Annotated in this window: 17 protein-coding genes; 4 read left to right on the top strand and 13 right to left on the bottom strand. The window is 61.4% G+C overall.

Going from position 1 to position 16645, the window contains the following annotated elements; genetic code table 11:
* Positions 1 to 137 precede the first annotated feature (137 nt).
* The 7 genes from FHL16_RS26570 to FHL16_RS26600 form a co-directional block, all read right to left on the bottom strand.
* Positions 138 to 1184, bottom strand: a complete 1047-nt coding sequence (locus FHL16_RS26570) for an ABC transporter substrate-binding protein (protein ID WP_077749751.1) — start codon at positions 1182 to 1184, stop codon at positions 138 to 140.
* Positions 1185 to 1202: 18 nt separating this feature from the next.
* Positions 1203 to 2318, bottom strand: a complete 1116-nt coding sequence (locus tag FHL16_RS26575; protein WP_010458750.1) for an NAD(P)/FAD-dependent oxidoreductase — start codon at positions 2316 to 2318, stop codon at positions 1203 to 1205.
* Entirely contained in the window at positions 2315 to 3670 is a 1356-nt protein-coding gene (locus FHL16_RS26580; protein WP_077749752.1) for an FAD/NAD(P)-dependent oxidoreductase, read from the bottom strand. Before FHL16_RS26580 ends, FHL16_RS26575 begins: the two co-directional genes overlap by 4 nt.
* 154 nt (positions 3671 to 3824) lie before the next feature.
* Positions 3825 to 4115 (bottom strand): (2Fe-2S)-binding protein, encoded by a 291-nt coding sequence (locus FHL16_RS26585; protein WP_010458754.1) that lies wholly within the window; start codon positions 4113 to 4115, stop codon positions 3825 to 3827.
* A 7-nt stretch (positions 4116 to 4122) separates the two neighbouring features.
* Positions 4123 to 4917 carry an ABC transporter permease gene (locus tag FHL16_RS26590; RefSeq protein WP_077749753.1) on the bottom strand — a complete coding sequence of 265 codons (795 nt, stop codon included), beginning with the start codon at positions 4915 to 4917 and terminating at the stop codon, positions 4123 to 4125.
* A 6-nt stretch (positions 4918 to 4923) separates the two neighbouring features.
* Entirely contained in the window at positions 4924 to 5793 is an 870-nt protein-coding gene (locus FHL16_RS26595; RefSeq protein ID WP_010458758.1) for an ABC transporter permease, read from the bottom strand.
* Positions 5790 to 6809: an ABC transporter ATP-binding protein gene (locus tag FHL16_RS26600; RefSeq protein ID WP_010458760.1), complete on the bottom strand. Its 1020-nt coding sequence runs from the start codon at positions 6807 to 6809 to the stop codon at positions 5790 to 5792. Before FHL16_RS26600 ends, FHL16_RS26595 begins: the two co-directional genes overlap by 4 nt.
* A 244-nt stretch (positions 6810 to 7053) precedes the next feature.
* On the opposite strand from FHL16_RS26600, the gene FHL16_RS26605 reads away from it, so the two are divergent.
* Complete coding sequence (locus tag FHL16_RS26605) at positions 7054 to 7890, top strand: IclR family transcriptional regulator (protein WP_077749754.1); 837 nt, start codon at positions 7054 to 7056, stop codon at positions 7888 to 7890.
* A 65-nt stretch (positions 7891 to 7955) separates the two neighbouring features.
* Here FHL16_RS26605 and FHL16_RS26610 read toward each other — a convergent pair whose 3' ends face one another.
* Positions 7956 to 8708, bottom strand: a complete 753-nt coding sequence (locus FHL16_RS26610; RefSeq protein ID WP_010458764.1) for an anti-sigma factor family protein — start codon at positions 8706 to 8708, stop codon at positions 7956 to 7958.
* Positions 8705 to 9211, bottom strand: a complete 507-nt coding sequence (locus FHL16_RS26615; RefSeq protein WP_010458766.1) for an RNA polymerase sigma factor — start codon at positions 9209 to 9211, stop codon at positions 8705 to 8707. Before FHL16_RS26615 ends, FHL16_RS26610 begins: the two co-directional genes overlap by 4 nt.
* A 158-nt stretch (positions 9212 to 9369) precedes the next feature.
* Between FHL16_RS26615 and FHL16_RS26620 the strand changes: the two genes are divergently transcribed.
* Together FHL16_RS26620 and FHL16_RS26625 are read left to right on the top strand one after the other, a co-directional pair.
* The gene (locus tag FHL16_RS26620; protein ID WP_077749755.1) at positions 9370 to 10461 is read left to right on the top strand and encodes a catalase family peroxidase; all 1092 of its coding nucleotides are present in this window, start codon (positions 9370 to 9372) and stop codon (positions 10459 to 10461) included.
* Complete coding sequence (locus tag FHL16_RS26625) at positions 10458 to 11003, top strand: cytochrome b (protein WP_010458769.1); 546 nt, start codon at positions 10458 to 10460, stop codon at positions 11001 to 11003. The genes FHL16_RS26620 and FHL16_RS26625 overlap by 4 nt, the downstream gene beginning before the upstream one ends.
* Before the next feature lie 43 nt (positions 11004 to 11046).
* Here the strand turns inward: FHL16_RS26625 and FHL16_RS26630 are convergent, their stop codons facing one another.
* A complete protein-coding gene (locus FHL16_RS26630; protein ID WP_077749756.1) occupies positions 11047 to 12198 on the bottom strand; it encodes a M14 family metallopeptidase in 1152 nt (383 codons plus the stop codon).
* A gap of 484 nt (positions 12199 to 12682) precedes the next feature.
* Positions 12683 to 13021 carry a DUF6124 family protein gene (locus FHL16_RS26635; protein WP_077749757.1) on the bottom strand — a complete coding sequence of 113 codons (339 nt, stop codon included), beginning with the start codon at positions 13019 to 13021 and terminating at the stop codon, positions 12683 to 12685.
* 129 nt (positions 13022 to 13150) lie between these two features.
* Here FHL16_RS26635 and FHL16_RS26640 point away from each other — a divergent pair, with 129 nt between their 5' ends.
* Positions 13151 to 13798 (top strand): LexA family protein, encoded by a 648-nt coding sequence (locus tag FHL16_RS26640; protein WP_077749758.1) that lies wholly within the window; start codon positions 13151 to 13153, stop codon positions 13796 to 13798.
* A gap of 39 nt (positions 13799 to 13837) precedes the next feature.
* Here FHL16_RS26640 and FHL16_RS26645 read toward each other — a convergent pair whose 3' ends face one another.
* Positions 13838 to 15793, bottom strand: coding sequence for an acetyl/propionyl/methylcrotonyl-CoA carboxylase subunit alpha (locus FHL16_RS26645; RefSeq protein WP_010458777.1), 1956 nt, complete (start codon positions 15791 to 15793; stop codon positions 13838 to 13840).
* Positions 15793 to 16608: a gamma-carboxygeranoyl-CoA hydratase gene (locus FHL16_RS26650; RefSeq protein WP_010458779.1), complete on the bottom strand. Its 816-nt coding sequence runs from the start codon at positions 16606 to 16608 to the stop codon at positions 15793 to 15795. Before FHL16_RS26650 ends, FHL16_RS26645 begins: the two co-directional genes overlap by 1 nt.
* Positions 16609 to 16645 lie beyond the last annotated feature (37 nt).

Raw genomic sequence — 16645 nt, forward strand, 5'->3', positions numbered from 1 at the left:
GACACACAATTTACGTCGGCCCGACTTCCACCAACCGTGTGCAACAAACCTTCCGACGGATAATGGGCGGTCGCCCTCAGCAGAATGCCCCGTTGGGCTGCTTCGCAGTCCAACGGGGTGATGCGGCGTGTCAGTCACTACCGCTCGATACTGCGATTCCACCGTGCATTCCACGCCGGGCGCTGCTCATTGACCTGGTCCCAGTCAACGGCAATCGCGGTGGTCAGATACTGTTTCATCGCCTCGACCTGACCCCGGGTTTTGTCGGTGGTCGGCGTATTCGGGTTGGACGGGATCTGGTCGCCATCCTCCAGCGCCGTGGCCTGGGCTTGCGGCGTCAGCAAAAACGCCGCGAGTTTCTGCGCCAGTTCCGGCTGCGTGTTGTTGGCGATGGCGCACTCGGCCACGTTGAGCACCACGGCGCCTTCCTTGGGCTGCGCGTATTCCACCGGCATGCCTTTGAGTTTCAGCGCAGTGACTTGGGTCGGGGTCAGCGGGAACAGCGCGGCTTCGTCGGTCTGGAGCATTTCGGAAATCTTCGCCGAGCTCGGAATGTATTCCAGCACGTTGCGGCCGACGGTGTTCGGCCAGGCCTTGAAGCCCGGCTCGACGTCGGTTTCGCTGCCGCCCTGAATCCGGTTGAACATCAGGAAGCCATGCAGGCCGAAGGTCGAGGAGGCCATCGACTGGAACACCAGCTTGTCCTTGAAGCGCGGGTCGGCCATGTCCATCCACGAGGTCGGCGCCGCCCAGCCTTTTTCCTTGAACAGACGCGTGTTGTACGCCAGCCCGGTCACGCCGAGGCTGACCGCCACCGCTTGATCCTTGATGCGACCCTTGGCCGGAATCTGCGCCAGCGGTGCGCTGTCTTCGAGTTTGTCGCACAAGCCCATGGCGATGGCGCGGTACATGATGCCGTCGTCGAGGAACATCACGTGCATCTGCGGGTTGCCTTTGCTGGCCTGGACCTTGGCCAGGATATCGGCGGAAGTCCCCGGTACGATCACCACTTTGACGTTGTTGGCTTTCTCGAACACCGGCAGCACCTTGTCGGCGTAGAGCCGTTCCATGGTCCCGCCGTTCATGCCGAGATAAAGCGTGGGTTCGGCCTGTGCCTGGGTGACCGTGAGCAGGGCAGTCAGACAGGAGAAACCGAGCAGTGCAGTGCGTTTGACGTTATTCATTGGCGCGACCTTCCTCTATCAAGCAACGGAGATGGAGTGAAACCGGGTGATGGAAAACGCATCCAGTGGCGTCTTGGAGGCGCCACTGCAGATGATCTCGGTGAGCGCCTGGCCCACCGCAGGACCGATCTGGAAACCCGCACCGGCAAAGCCGAAGGCGTGCAACAGACCGGGTTGAGTGCTGCTATGACCGATCACCGGTTGGCGATCAGGCAAGTAGCCTTCGGTACCGCTCCAGGTGCGAATCGCCTGGGCGCCTTGAAGAAACGGGTAGAGTTCGACGGCCTGGCGCAGGATCTCGATCACGGCGTGTTGGCCGGGCCGTGCGCGAGCGTCATCGAGGGCAAAACCCTGGCCGCCACCGAGCACGCAATTGCCACGTGCCACCTGACGCGCATAGATGCCGCCACCCTCGACGCCGGTGCTGGCATTCATCACCCATGGCAACGGCTCGGTGACCAGCATCGCCGGGTGGCCGGCGTGCATCGGCACCGCTTCGCCGAATTGTTCAGCCAGGCGTCCGGCCCAGGCCCCGGCGCAGTTCAGCAGCCAGGGCGCGTGCAATTCGAGGCCGGTTTGCGTGCGGACGCGAAAGCGCTGACCGTCGTGTTCTACCGCTGTGACGGCGCATTGTTCATGGACTTGCGCGCCGTGCCGACGGGCCGTTTGAGCAAAGGCGGGGGACACCAGGCGCGGGTTGGCGTGGCCGTCGTCCGGGCAAAACGATGCGCCGGCCGCGACGTCGCCGACCCACGGAAACCGCGCGCGCAATTGATGGCGGTCGAGCAGCTGCAAATCGAGGCCGAAGCCTTGGCTGCTGACGGCATAGTGCTGCAAGGCGTTCAGGTCGTTGAGGCTGCGGGCCAGTTTCAAGTGACCGCTGCGTTGATATTCGCCGTCGATGCCGATCAGTTGCGGCAACTGTCCCCAGAGCTCGTGGGCCCGTTGCGACAGCGGCAATTGCGACAGTGGGCGCCCCTGACGCCGAACACCGCCGTAGTTCACGCCGCTGGAATGCGAGCCGCAAAAGTCGCGCTCCAGCAGTGCAACACGCCGGCCGGCCTTGCTCAGGAACAGCGCGGCCGAGGCCCCGACAATGCCGCCGCCAATGATCACTGCATCGACTTCGATCATGCCTCGACCTCCAGGCCAAACGGCAGTGGTTTGATCGGCGCCTGCGCCCGCAAGCGACCGATGTCCGAGACCGGGCGCCGGCTTTCGCAGGCGATGATTTCCGCCGCTGCGGCGCCGCACATGCGCCCCTGACAACGGCCCATGCCAATGCGGCAATGCGCCTTGACCCGATTGATTTCCCAGTGACCTTCGCGCACCACCTGGCGGATGTCGCCGGCCAGCACTTCTTCGCAACGGCAGACGATCACCTCATCGGCGGTTTCGCTGGCCCAGTGCTCGGGGAAGGCGAAGGCGCGCTCCAGTCCGTTGCGGAATTCGCCGATGCGCTGCAGGGCGCGTTCAAGGTGGTCGGGATGTTTTGGCGGAATCAGGTAACCGATGTCTTCGAGCAACGCCAGCGCCGCCCGTTCGCCCGCCATTTCAGCGGCGTCGGCGCCCATGATGCCGGCGCCATCACCGGCCAGATAAACCTCGGCGACACTGCTGCGACCGGCGGGGTCACGTTGCGGTAGCCAGGCGCGGTTGAGTGGGTTCCAGGCGAATTCACAGCCGAGCAAATCGGCGAGTTGGGTTTCACTGCGCAGGCCGTGGGCGAAAGCAACGGCGTCGCAATCGAGCAGATGTTCGCCTTTGGCGTTGGACCAATCCACTGATTGCACGCGCTGTTCGCCATTGATGCGTTTGAGGGTTGCGCCCTGATGCACCGGGATGCCGTGGGCGGTCAGCCAGCTGCGGTAATAAATGCCTTTGGCGAGTGTGGCCGGTTGCGACAGCAGGCCGGGCAGGGCGCGGGCCTGAGCGCTGAAGGGTGAGCTGTCGAGCACCGCGAGCACTTTCGCACCGGCCTTGGCGTATTGATACGCCACCAGGTACAGCAATGGGCCGCTGCCAGCGAACACCACCCGCTCACCGATGGCGCAGCCCTGAAACTTGAGCGCGATCTGCGCTGCGCCAAGGCTGTAGACACCCGGTAGCGTCCAGCCTGACACCGGCAGAATCCGGTCGGTGGCCCCCGTGGCGACGATCACTCGGGAGAATTCCAGTCGTGAGGCTCGGCCCTCATGCACCGTGTCCAGCGCACCGTCTTCGGCGTTCCACACCAGCGTCTCGGGGCGGTAGTCGAGTTGCCCGCGTAGCGTGTCGATCGTTTGATGCAAGGCACTGGCCTTGCGCGCTTCAAAGCCGTACAGCTTGACCGCCGAGCGCTTGAAATTCTCCGGCTGACGTCGATAAATCTGCCCGCCACCGCGCGCCGCTTCGTCCAGCAGCACCGGACGAACACCATGCGCCACCAACGTCTGCGCCGCACGAATCCCGGCCGGGCCTGCACCAATGATGACCACAGCCTTCATACCCACCTCATCCATGAGCACTGCAAATCCCCTGTGGGAGCGAGCCTGCTCGCGATGGTGGCGGCACATTCAACAGATGTGTTGGCAGACAAACCGCTTTCGCGAGCAGGCTCGCTCCCACAGGGGATTCCGGTTCTGCGGGTAGTCAATGTATTCATAGGGTGCGTCCCGGTTCGCGGCTTATTTGTTGGCCTGCTTCGAGCAGCGTCGAGCAGGCCCGCACGCGGCGGCCGTCGCCCAGGCGGACCCAACAGTCCTGACAGGCGCCCATCAGGCAGAAACCGGCGCGGGGTTCGGCGCTGAAGTCGCTGCCGCGCAGGTGTTCGCTGCAAGTCAGCACTGCGGTCAGCAAGGTATCGCCGAGCAGGCCGCTGGCCGGTTCGCCGTCCAGGGTAAATTCCACAGCCGGGCGATCGCCTTCGGCCAGTCGTTTCAGCAGAGCCATGGCGCCCTCATTGTTTACCCACCAGAACCCGATCCAGGCCGTACACCCGATCGAGCAGAATCATGGTCAGCGCGGTCAGGCCGATCACCAATGCCGACACCGCCGCCATCATCGGGTCGATGGACTCGGTGGCGTAGACGTACATGCGCACCGGCAGGGTTTGCGTGGCCGGCGAGGTGACGAAGATCGACAGCGTGACCTCGTCAAAACTGTTGATGAACGCCAGCAGCCAGCCCCCGGCAACCCCCGGCAGAATCATCGGCAAGGTGATCTCCCGGAACAGCGTGAAGCGTCCGGCACCCAGCGACTGCGCGGCGTGTTCGGCGCTGCGGTCCAGGCCAATGGCCGACGCCAACACCAGGCGCAGCACATACGGCGTGATCACCAGCACATGGGCGAAGATCAACCAGGCAAAACTGCCGTTGACGCCCATCAGCGCAAACAGACGCAATAACGCCACGCCCAATACCAGGTGCGGAATGATGATCGGTGACAGAAACAGGCCGTTGAGAAAGTCCCGTCCAGGGAACTCGAAACGCGTGATCGCCAGCGCCGCCGGCACCGCAATCAGCGTGGCAATACTGGCCGCGCAGAACGCCAGGATCAGGCTGTTGTAGAACGCATCGACAAAGTCGGCACGCTCGAACACCGCACGAAACCATCGCAACGAAAACTCGGTGGTCGGCAGGCTCAGGGTGTTTTCCGGGGTGAAGGCCACGAGGCACACCACCACCAGCGGCGCGAGCATGAACAGCACCACCAGGGCATGGAACAGCAGGGCGAAAGGACCGTTCTTGGACATGACGAGTTATCCCAATGACTTCTTGTAGCGGCCTTCGATCATCCGGTTCCACGACAGCATGATCAGCAGGTTGAGCAACAGCAGCGCGACCGCGATGGCCGCGCCCATCGGCCAGTTGAGCTCCGACAGGTATTGGTCGTAGATCAACGTGGCGACCATCTTCAAGCGACGTCCGCCGAGCAGACCGGGAATGGCGAACGAACTGGCGGCCAGACCAAACACAATCAAGGTGCCCGAGAGCACGCCGGGCATGATCTGCGGCAACACCACCTGGCGCATCACCGTGAAGTGGCTGGCCCCCAGCGACAGCGCGGCCTGTTCGGCGGCGGGGTCGAGTTTTTGCAGCGAGGTCCACACCGGAATGATCATGAACGGCAGCATCACGTGCACCAGCGCAATCACCACCGCGAACGGCGTGTACAGCAACTTCATCGGTGAGCCACCGAAGGCTTGCAGGGTTTGATTGACCAGCCCGTCGGCACCCAGCAGCAGGCTCCAGCCGAAGGCACGCACCACCACCGAAATCAGCAACGGCGTGAGGATCAGAATCAGGAAAATCGAGCGCCAGGGTGCGCCCATGCGGCTGAGGATGTAGGCCTCGGGTACACCGATCACTACGCAGAGCAGGGTGGTCAGGGCGCTGATCCACATCGTGCGCAGGAAGATCTCGTAGAAGTACGGATCGCCCAGCAAGCTGCTGTAGTGGTCGAGGGTGAAGGCGTCGCCGTTGATCCCCGAGCTGTAATCGAACACGTTGAACGACAGCACCAGGGTCAGCAGCAGCGGGATGATCAGCAGGCCGAGGTACAACGCCAGGGCCGGTGCCGACAGCCAATACCCCTGGCGTCCCTGGCGGATGGCAGCAAGCGTACTCATGCCGGCACCTCATCCACGCTCAGTACCCGCAGCAAGGTCGCGTCCCAATCGAGTCCGACTGCTGTGCCTTCGGTCAAGGGTGCCGAGCCGTCGTTGCGGCGCACCACGCTGAGTTCGCCCAAGTTCGTCGAGACGCCGTACAACCATTGGCTGCCAAGGAAGAAACGGCTGACGATCTGGCCTTGCAGCCGACCTTGGCCGTGCTCCCGCAGATCGATTTTTTCCGGGCGCAGACTCAGGGTCAGTTCACCGCCCCTTTGCACCTGGACCACGCCCGCGCCATCACGCTCGCCGGGCAGCAAATTGGCTTTGCCGACGAACCCGGAAATGAACTCGGTGCGTGGGTGTTCATAAAGGGTGTAGGGCGCGTCGATCTGGGTGATGCGCCCGGCCTGCATCACCACCACGCGGTCGCTGATGGACAGTGCTTCGGACTGATCGTGGGTGACCATCAACGTGGTGATCCCGACTTCACGCTGGATGCGGCGGATCTCGAACTGCATCTCTTCGCGCAGGTTGGCGTCGAGGTTGGACAGCGGCTCATCGAGCAGCAGCACGGGAGGTTCGATCACCAGCGCCCGGGCCAGCGCGACACGCTGACGCTGGCCACCGGAGAGTTCCCGTGGGTAACGCTCGGCGTGCTGATTCAGGCGCACCAGTTTCAACACCCGATCCACTCGTTGCTGCAACTCGGCGCCTGGCACTTTGCGCATCCGCAGGCCGAAGGCGACGTTGTCTTTGACAGTCATGTGCGGGAACAGCGCGTAACTCTGGAACACCACGCCCAAGCCACGGCTGGCGGGTTTGGCGTGGGTGATGTCGCGACCGTCGAGCAGGATGCGTCCGCTGCTGACTTCGACGAAGCCGGCGATCATTTGCAGGGTGGTGGTTTTGCCGCAGCCGGAGGGGCCGAGCAGGGACACGAACTCGCCTTTCTCGACCGAGAGGTTGGTGGCGACGACGGCGTCGATCTCGCCGTAACGTTTGCCGAGTCCTTCAAGTTGCACAAAAGCCATGACTGCGCTCCACCTGAGATTGTTATGCGTCGCCCGAAGGCGCGCTTTTTTGTATGGGCAGATACGAAAAGATGTTGCGGGGTGCGTTGGCGCTCGACTTCAGTCGGCTGCCGCTGTTGTTCGAATCGCCCCTGTCTGGACGCAGAGTAGGACGAAGAATAGGATGGGCTCAATGGCCTATTTCACTGAAGCGATGACTATTTTCAGTTTCATTCGGTGAGTAAATTTTTTGTCGAGTAATCACATGCCTGATTCCACTGAGCGGAATGAAAACAAAAATGAAGTCGGTGTCGGGGCCGTGTCCAGACTGTTTGCCGTGTTGCGCAGTCTGGGTGACGCCGTCGAGGGCGGGGAGCGTGTGACCCAACTGGCCCAGCGTATCGGCCTGTCGCAACCGACCACGCACCGTTTGTTGCGCAGCCTGATGGACGAAGGCATGGTCGAACAGGACGCTCGCAGCAAACGCTATCGCTTGAGCCTGGATTTTTTTGCGTTGGCGGCGCGGGCCGGCAACACCGGGAATTTGCGCGAACTGGTGCGACCGTCGTTGCTGCGACTGTCGGCTTCGTTGGGGGATTCGTTGTTTTTACTGGCGCGCAGCGGGTTTGATGCAATCTGCCTGGACCGCAGTGAAGGGCCGTTTCCGATCCGCACCTTTACCGGCGATATCGGCGGGCGGGTGGCGCTGGGCGTCGGCCAGGGTAGTCTGGCGATTCTGGCGTTTCTGCCGGAAGAAGAGCGCGATACGGTGATCCATTACAACTTGCCGCGGCTCAAGGATTTTCACCTGTACGACGAGGTGTTCCTGCGTTCGGAAGTCGAGAGCGTGCGCACGCTGGGTTACGCCGGGCGCAACACTGGCGTACTGCAAGGCATGGCCGGCGTGGCGGTGCCGATTCTCGATCGGGAAGGACGGGCCGTGGCGGCGTTGAGCGTGGCCACGGTGAGTGATCGCCTGGGGCCGGATCGTTTGCCGACGGTGGTGGAGATGCTCAAGCGCGAAGCGGCGCTGATCGGGCCGCGGATCAATCCGTTTGATCCGCTGCTGCGTAGGCCTTCGCAGGTGTTCGGGCAGGGCTGAGCGCATTCTCCAAATAACCGCCGCTCCCCCTTTAGGAGTGAGCCTGCAGGGGAATGCGGTGGTGGTCAGAATTGGGTGGTTTGCTTGAGCCTCTGCGCCGCTGGCGTATCGCTCGGGCTGACCATCGCATAGTTGTAGCCGGCGCCGGACCAATACTCGGCCTGCAACTCGCCATCGCTGCGACTGCCCCGAGGCAGCAGGTTGTTTTTCGGTCCTGGTGGTCGCACGTAGAAGCTGATCTTGTGACCGCCCTGGTCTTCGTAAACCACCATCGCTGCCGGCCCTTGCTCGGTGCTGAGCAAGCGACCACTGACCGGCTTGTACCCCGAATCCGTCAGGTCCGGCAGTCGGTTGGCGCGGGTGAAATAACGGTCGAGCCAGGCCTGCATGTCACCGTCGTCGCTGACCTTGAAGTCGGCCGGCAGAATGCCTTGCTGGGCGATCAAGCGGTACGCCTGCAGGGCATCGGTCATCGGCGGTTGCGCGCTGACCAGTGTCATTTCCCGCGCCTGCCAGCCGCTCAGTCCACCGACGCTGACGGCGATCAAGAGCACCGCGGCGCTGGCCAGATGACGGCGCGACTGGCGTTTGATCCGCTGGCGAATCAGCGCCGGGTCGAGGTCCGGGTTGGCCGTATGGTGCAACGCGCCGCTCATGGCCGCGCGCAGGTGCTGGGCGTCCTGCTGCCAGGCGCGCACTTGCGCGGCGGTTTGAGGGTTGCTGGCCAGGTAAGTCTCGACCAGGCGTCGGTCGGCGTCATTGAGTTGATGATCGACGTAGGCGTGCAGGTCGCGTTCGCTCGGGGGCATGCTGATCATTTGAGTATCCGCAGAGAAGGGCTGGTGATTTCGCCGTCGCTGAGTTGGCGCAGGGCCTGACGGGCGCGGGACAGGCGGGACATCACGGTGCCGGTGGGGACGTCGAGAATCTCGGCGACCTCTTTATAACTCAAACCTTCCACCGACACCCAGAGCAGCAGCGCGCGCTGTTCGGTGGTGAGTTGGTCGAAGGCTTGCAGAGTCGATTGGGCGAGCACGGTACGTTCTACCGACGGTTGCGCATCGTCACGACCGGTAAAGAATTCGAGCATCCGCGCATAACGCCGGGAGCGCCGGTGGGCGTCGAGAAACTGCCGATAAAGGATCGAAAACAACCACGCGCGCAAGTCGCCCTCTGGGCGTTTGTCGCCCCAGCTCGACAGGGCGCGCTCCAGGCTCGACTGCACCAGATCGTCAGCGCTGCTGGGATTGCGGGTCAGCGACACGGCAAACCGTCGCAACCTGGGAATGATTTCTCTGAGTTGTTCGTCGATATCGTTCATGAAGTTCTGACTAGTCACTACGCTGTGGACTAGGAAGACGCCCGGCATTGGAGGTTATTCCACGTCCGGAAAAATAAATACCGGGCGATGGAATAAAGCGCTGTGGCGTACGTCTGCTTGGTTCTTCTCACTTGTGGCCGATGGCCCTGGAGTCATTCATGGTAGATCGTTCATCACCGCCCACCCGGCCACCGCTGAGTGCTGCAAGCCTGACGTTACGCCTGGGCGGCATTGCCGTGGTAGTCGCGGCGCTGGCCGGTGCTTTTGCCTACGTCAACGGCACGCTCGACCCACACCGCCTGACGCCGAAAAAGCTGATCAATGTGCTGGAAACCAACAACGGTGTGCACCCCGGATTTCGCCGTAACCACTCAAAAGGGGTGTGCGTGATCGGGCATTTCGAAAGCAGTGGCGAGGCGCGCAGCTATTCCAGCGCCCAGGTCTTCAACGAGGCGCAGACCCCAGTGGTCGGGCGTTTTGCCTTGCCTGCGGGTAATCCCTACGCGCCGGACAGCAGCGTGCCGATCCGCAGCATGGCGCTACGTTTTACCCAGGCCAACGGCCAGCAATGGCGCACCGGGATGAACAGCATGCCGGTGTTCCCGGTGGGTACGCCTGAAGCGTTCTATCAATTGCAGCAAGCGCAATCGCCGGATCCGGCCACCGGCAAGCCCAATCCTGCGGCGGTTCCGGCGTTCTTTGGAGCTCACCCGGAAGCCGCGCCATTCCTGGCCTGGATCAAGACGGCCAAGCCTTCGGCCAGCTATGCGACGGAGACGTACAACAGCGTCAACGCGTTTTACCTGGTGAACGCGGCCGGCCAGCGCCAAGCGGTGCGCTGGAGCATGACGCCGGTTGCCCAGGATGCTGCGGGTGCCACGGCGCCTGAAGGGGCTGACTTTCTTGAAAAAGACCTGGTTCAGCGTTTATCCGCCGGGCCGCTGCGTTGGCAGTTGAACATCACCCTGGCTAACCCCGGTGATCCGGTCAACGACGCCAGCAAGGCCTGGCCTGACGGTCGCAAAGTGGTGAATGCCGGCACCTTGGTGCTGGAACGCACCCAGCCGCAACTCGATGGCGAATGCCGCGACATCAACTATGACCCGCTCGTATTGCCGGCCGGTATTGAAGGCTCCGACGACCCATTGCTCGCCGCTCGCTCGGCGGGGTACGCCAGTTCCTATCTGCGCCGCACCAGTGAAGTCAAACAGTTGCCTGCCGCCAACGCTAAACAGGAGGCTCATCAATGAGTGCTCAACCGAATCATTTCGCGCCGTTGGCGCGGCTGCTGCATTGGCTGATGGCGCTGATGGTCATTGCAATGCTGTTTATCGGCGCAGGCATGGTGGCCTCGGTGTCCGAGCGGCATGAGTGGCTGATCCATCTGCACAAACCGTTGGGGATTGCGATTCTGCTGCTGGTGATCGTGCGCCTGGTCGTTCGTTTTTCCACTCGGCAACCACCATTGCCGGCGGATTTGCCCGGATGGCAGGCACTGGCGGCGAAGGCTTCGCATGTCTTGTTGTACGCACTGATGTTCATTTTGCCGCTGCTGGGCTGGGCGATGATTTCAGCGGCCGGGGATCCGGTGATGCTCAGCAATTCGTTCCAGTTGCCGTCGATCCTGCCCGCCAATGCGCAGATGTTTGCGTTTTTGCGCAAGGCTCACGGGTATCTGGCGTACTTGCTGTTTCTGACCGTGTTGCTGCATCTGGCGGCAGCGTTGTTTCACGGTTGGGTGCGGCGTGATGATGTGCTGGACAGCATGTTGCGCGGGAAGGATCGCGGCTGAAGGCATCATGGCTGCATGCCGGGCATGCAGCCATCGAGGGCGATCAGCGCAGGGTATCGATCATATCGGCAACGGTCGTCAGCACGTCCTTGCCCAACTGCTTGGAGCGCTTGCCCGACCAGCCGGTCAAGGCGTTCGGCGCATCGTTGTTGTCCTTGAAGGGCATCTCCAGGGTCAGCGACAGGCAGTCGAATTTCTGACCGACACTGTTACAGGCCAGCGTCATGTTGGCTTTGCCCGGTTCGTCGCGGGTATAGCCGTGCTTGGTCTGGAAGTCCTTGGTCAGGTGTTTCAGATGGCTGCGGAAATGCTCTTCGAGTTTTTCGATCCGCGGCGTGTAACCCGGGTTGCCTTCGCAACCGGCGGTGAATACGTAGGGGATTTCTTCATCGCCATGGATGTCGAGGAACAAGTCGACGCCGTACTTTTCCATTTGCTGCTGAACGAACAGCACTTCCGGGCTGATGTCCTGGCTGGCGCTCTGCCAGGCGCGATTGAGGTCCTGGCCCATGGCGTTGGTGCGCAAGTGACCGTGGAAGGCGCCGTCCGGGTTCATGTTCGGCACCAGGTACAGGTCGGCGCTGGTCAGCAGTTTGTTCAGTACCGGGTCGTCGTGCTTTTCCAGGCGTTCGATCACGCCTTCCATGAACCATTCGGCCATGTGTTCGCCGGGGTGTTGCTGGGCAATCATCCAGACTTTGCGCTGACCTTCGGCGCCGTTGCCTTTACGCAGTAACTGGATGTCACGACCTTCCACGCTTTTGCCGGTGGCGAGCAGTTCGGTGCCAGCCTTGGTCAGCGCCTGTTCGATCAACCAGTCGTGACGGCCACGGCTGTAGGGTTCGAAGTAGGCAAACCAGGCGTGGGTGGCCGTGGCTTCGAGGCTGAAGCGCAGGCAGTCGCCTTCGAAGATGGTCGGTACGCGGAACCAGTTGACGTGGTCGTAGGACGCCACCGCCTGATAACCGTCCCAAGCCTTGTTGTACGAGGATTTGCTGGCATTGTTCAGACGAAACCAGTGCTCCTGACCGACATGCAGACCGCTGGCCTTGAAATGAAACCACTGGAAATGCTGGCTGCGGGTGTCCGGTTTGATGGCCAGCAGGGCTTGAAGTGGATTACTGATGTCCAGCACTTCAATGTTGCCGCTGTCGAAATTTGCGCTGATGTCGAATGAGGATTTAGCCACGGTCATAGTCGATTCCTGAATATGATTTTTATGGCTGCTACTTTACACGCTGGGAAGGGAAAAACCGGGGGAAATTGCGGGGTAAAAGGGGGGCGTCTTCCTTGACGCAGACGCAGCTTAGAGACTGTGTGATTGATTCTCAAGCGCTATTTTTCATTAGTTTGGGCCAATGATGCCGGGCTTCTCTTGCCAGTGGATATTCTTTTGATATCATCCGCGCCAATCGAATTCGCAACACCTGAAGACTTCATTAGCCTGAAGCCAAAGCCAGAATAACTGGCAAAAAAAAGACCCGGCAAAAAGCCGGGTCAAAAACCGTGATTAGCCTGATGAGGAGATAGTCCAGGAGACCGACCTAAGGTCTCTTGGTCCATCGACTGATCTCGCGATCAGCTGCATGCAATAATAATCATTCTCGTTTGCAAGTCAAATGATTTTATCTGCTCGATTGGAAAATTCTTTCCCGTCTTTCCTCAAAAGTGCGTCCGGCTCAAACGCGCTGACCCTGTAAAGAACGATCAATCATCGCCTTGGCCATATCGATCATATGCACTGTCGAAAAGGCCAGGTCCCGACTTGCTCCGTGCAAGTTGCTGGCCGACTCGTAGGCGGTCGCTGCGGCACAGCGCAACAGATCCGACGCATGCACCAGCGCTTCTTCACCGCTGACCGCAGGGTTCACATCAAAAAATCGCTCCTCGGCCACCGCTTCTGACACAGTTGGTTTCAAGTAATAGTCCAAGGCTTTTTGCGCGGCGGCGTTGCCTTTGGGCGAGGTGAGGGTGGTGTCCATTTGCATATCCGACAGGTCATTGCGGGGTAACGTCATGGCGATGGCAAGCTCCGTGATAGATTCAGATCCGTGAACCAATCCTAGTACTAACTGTATTTGTGACGAGAATTTAAATACTACAATTTGTGTTTTGTTGCCCGGAGTCCGCCACGTATCGTGCCGCCCATGGATAAATGGATTGAGTTGGTCAAAGCCAAGATGAGTGAGTTGAAAGTCACTCAGGAAGTACTCGCCGATCGCCTCGGGATGTCCCAGGGCGGTGTGGGTCACTGGCTGAATAAGCGCCGTCAGCCGAGCATCGAAGACATGAATCGTGTCTTGCGGGCGCTCGGGATGGATTTTCTGGAAGTGGCGATGGTCATTCGCGAGCCTTTGGTCGTACCGGACGACGAGATGCCCCTGACGCAAAAGTACAACCCGTACTTCCGTTACCCGGTCAGTGACTGGCGCGAGCCTGCGCAGCTGCGTGACGGTGAGCTATCGGTCTACGGCAAGCCGCGTTTCGAACTGACCGATTACCACGCTCAGGGCGCGGCCTTCTGGCTCGAGGTGGTCGGCGACGCGATGACCGCGCCCAGCGGAATCAGCATTGCCGAAGGCATGATGATCCTGGTGGACCCGGCCATTGTGCCGGAACCCGGAAAGCTGGTGATCGCGCAATGGGCGGGCAGTGTTGAAGCGATCTTTCGCAAGCTGATCGAAGAGGGCGGGCAGCGTTACCTGGTCCCGCTCAATCCGACATATCCGAAAGCCCTTTTCACCGAAGAGTGTCGAATCCTCGGCGTGGTGGTTCAGGCAACGGCCAAATTCTAATCAGATCGGTCCTCGCAATGCGTAGGACCGATCTTCATTTCACGCTTCTTCCAGTTCGACCAACGCACTGCCTTCGCTGACCATCTCGCCTTCCTGGCAGTACAGCGCCTTGATCACCCCGGCATGGGGCGCGCGAATGCTGTGTTCCATCTTCATCGCTTCCAGCACCACCAGTTGCGCACCGGCCTCAACCGTTTGCCCAGCCTCGACGAGCACGCGCACGATGCTGCCGTTCATGGGCGCGGTGAGCCCACCCTGATGACTGTGACTGGCTTCGACGGCGCTGATCGGGTCGTAAGCCTCGATGCGGCGCAATTCCCCTTCCCACTGCAGATACACAACCTCGCCACGGCGAATGACCCGGTGCTGGCGGCGCACTCCGTTGTGCTCGGTCAGCAGCTGTTCGCCCTTGAGCTGTGCGGTGTGGGCATCAACGTTACCCAGCGTCAGCGCCCGGTCTTGTCCTTCACAACTGAGGTGGAGGGTGATTTCCCTCGGCAGTCCAGCACGAAAACCATTGCCCACAGCCCAAGGCGAGCTCAGGTCATCAGCGCGCGGAGAACCTGGCTGGCTCTGGGCAAACGCCTGAGCAGCGGCTTGCCAGAACTCGTCACTGAGGTCCGCTGGCTCTGGCAACAATTGCTCCTGATAACGCGGAATAAACCCGGTATCAAGTTCTGCCGCAGCGAATGCCGGGTGAGCGATGATCCGGCGCAGGAAGTTGATGTTGGTCTTCAGCCCGCCGATCGCAAACTCATCGAGCATGCTCAACAATCGCAGCCGCGCCTGCTCACGGTCCTCGCCCCAGGCAATCAGCTTGCCGAGCATCGGGTCGTAGAACGGCGAGATCTCGTCGCCTTCTTCCACACCGCTGTCGACCCGACGTCCCGGACCTTCGGCCGATTCGCGATACAACGCCAGGCGCCCGGTGGCCGGCAGGAAATCATGGCTCGGGTCTTCGGCGTACAGCCGCACTTCAATCGCATGGCCGATCAACGGAACCTGCTCTTGAGTCATCGGCAACGCTTCACCGCGCGCCACACGAATCTGCCACGCCACCAGATCGAGGCCGGTGATCGCTTCGGTGACCGGGTGCTCGACCTGCAGACGCGTGTTCATCTCCATGAAGAAAAACTCGCCGCGCGAATCCAGCAAAAACTCCACGGTGCCGGCGCCGACATAGCCGATGGCCTGTGCCGAACGCACGGCGGCTTCGCCCATGGCGCGACGCAGTTCCGGACTCAAGCCGGGAGCGGGCGCTTCTTCGACGACTTTCTGATGGCGACGCTGAATCGAGCAGTCACGTTCATTGAGGTACAGGCAGTTACCGTGCTGATCGGCGAACACCTGGATTTCCACATGACGCGGCTTGAGCAGGTATTTCTCCACCAGCATCCGCGAATCGCCAAACGAGGATTTCGCTTCACGCTGCGCCGAGGCGAGGGCTTCGGCCAGCTGGCTGACGTCCTCAACCACTTTCATGCCTTTGCCGCCGCCACCCGCTGTCGCCTTGAGCAACACCGGATAACCGATGCGTTCGCAGGCATCGCGGAAGGTATCGAAGTCCTGGGCTTCGCCGTGGTAGCCGGGCACCAGGGGCACACCGGCGGTTTCCATCAAGGCTTTGGCGGCCGACTTGCTGCCCATCGCGTCAATGGCCGAGGCGGGCGGGCCGAGGAAGATCAGGCCAGCGTCTTCAATGGCGCGGGCGAACCCGGCGTTCTCGGACAAAAAGCCATAACCGGGGTGAATCGCCTGAGCGCCGCTGGCCTTGGCCGCAGCGATCAATTTATCGATTTGCAGATAGCTGTCAGCGGCTTTGCTGCCGCCGAGGTCGACGCGGATATCCGCTTCGCGGCTGTGCCGGGCGTCGCGGTCAGTGGCGCTGTGCACGGCCACGGTGGTCAGGCCCAACGCCTTGGCGGTGCGCATCACCCGGCAGGCGATTTCGCCACGGTTGGCCACCAGCAGAGAGGTAATCACAGGTGCGCTCATCAACGCGGCTCCTTGGGGGTGGTCGGTGCTTGCCAGCTCGGCGGACGTTTTTGCAGAAAAGCCCGAAGACCTTCCTGGCCTTCGGGGCTGACGCGGATGCGGGCGATGGCATTCTCGGTGTAACGGCGCAGCGCCGGGGTCAGCGCGCCGTTGCCGACTTCACGCAGCAAGTCCTTGCTGACGCGCATGGCGGCCGGGCTGTTGAGCAGCAGGTTGTCGATCCACTTCTCCACGTTCTGCTCCAGCTCAGCGACCGGATAGCTCTCCGACAACAGGCCGATTTCCCGCGCCCGTTGCCCGCCGAAACGTTCAGCCGTCAGGGCATAACGGCGTGCTGCGCGCTCGCCGATGGCTTGCACCACGAACGGGCTGATCACCGCCGGTGCCAGGCCGATGCGCACTTCTGACAGACAGAACTGCGCGTCATCGGTGCCAATCGCCATGTCGCAGCAACTGATCAGGCCCAGCGCGCCGCCGTAGGCCGCGCCTTGCACCACGGCCAGGGTCGGGATTTTCAGCTTGGCAAGGTTGTACATCAATTCCGCCAGTTCCCGGGCGTCGTCGAGGTTGGTGTGGTAATCGAGCTCGGCCGATTGCTGCATCCAGGCCAGGTCGGCACCGGCGCTGAAATGCTTGCCGCGGCCGCGCACCAGCAGAAACCGCAGGCTGGCATCGGTTGATACTTTGTCCAGTGCGAGGATCAGTTCGCGGATCATCTCGGCGTTGAATGCGTTGTTCTTTTCTTCACGGCTGAGCCACAGGGTCGCGAAACCTCGTGGGTCGGTCAGCAGTTCGAGGGTGTTGAAGTCGCTCATGTTTGTCCGTCTCCACAACTCTATTCTGTGGGAGCGA

Source organism: Pseudomonas sp. FSL W5-0299 (assembly GCF_005930655.1).
Lineage (GTDB): Bacteria > Pseudomonadota > Gammaproteobacteria > Pseudomonadales > Pseudomonadaceae > Aquipseudomonas > Aquipseudomonas mandelii.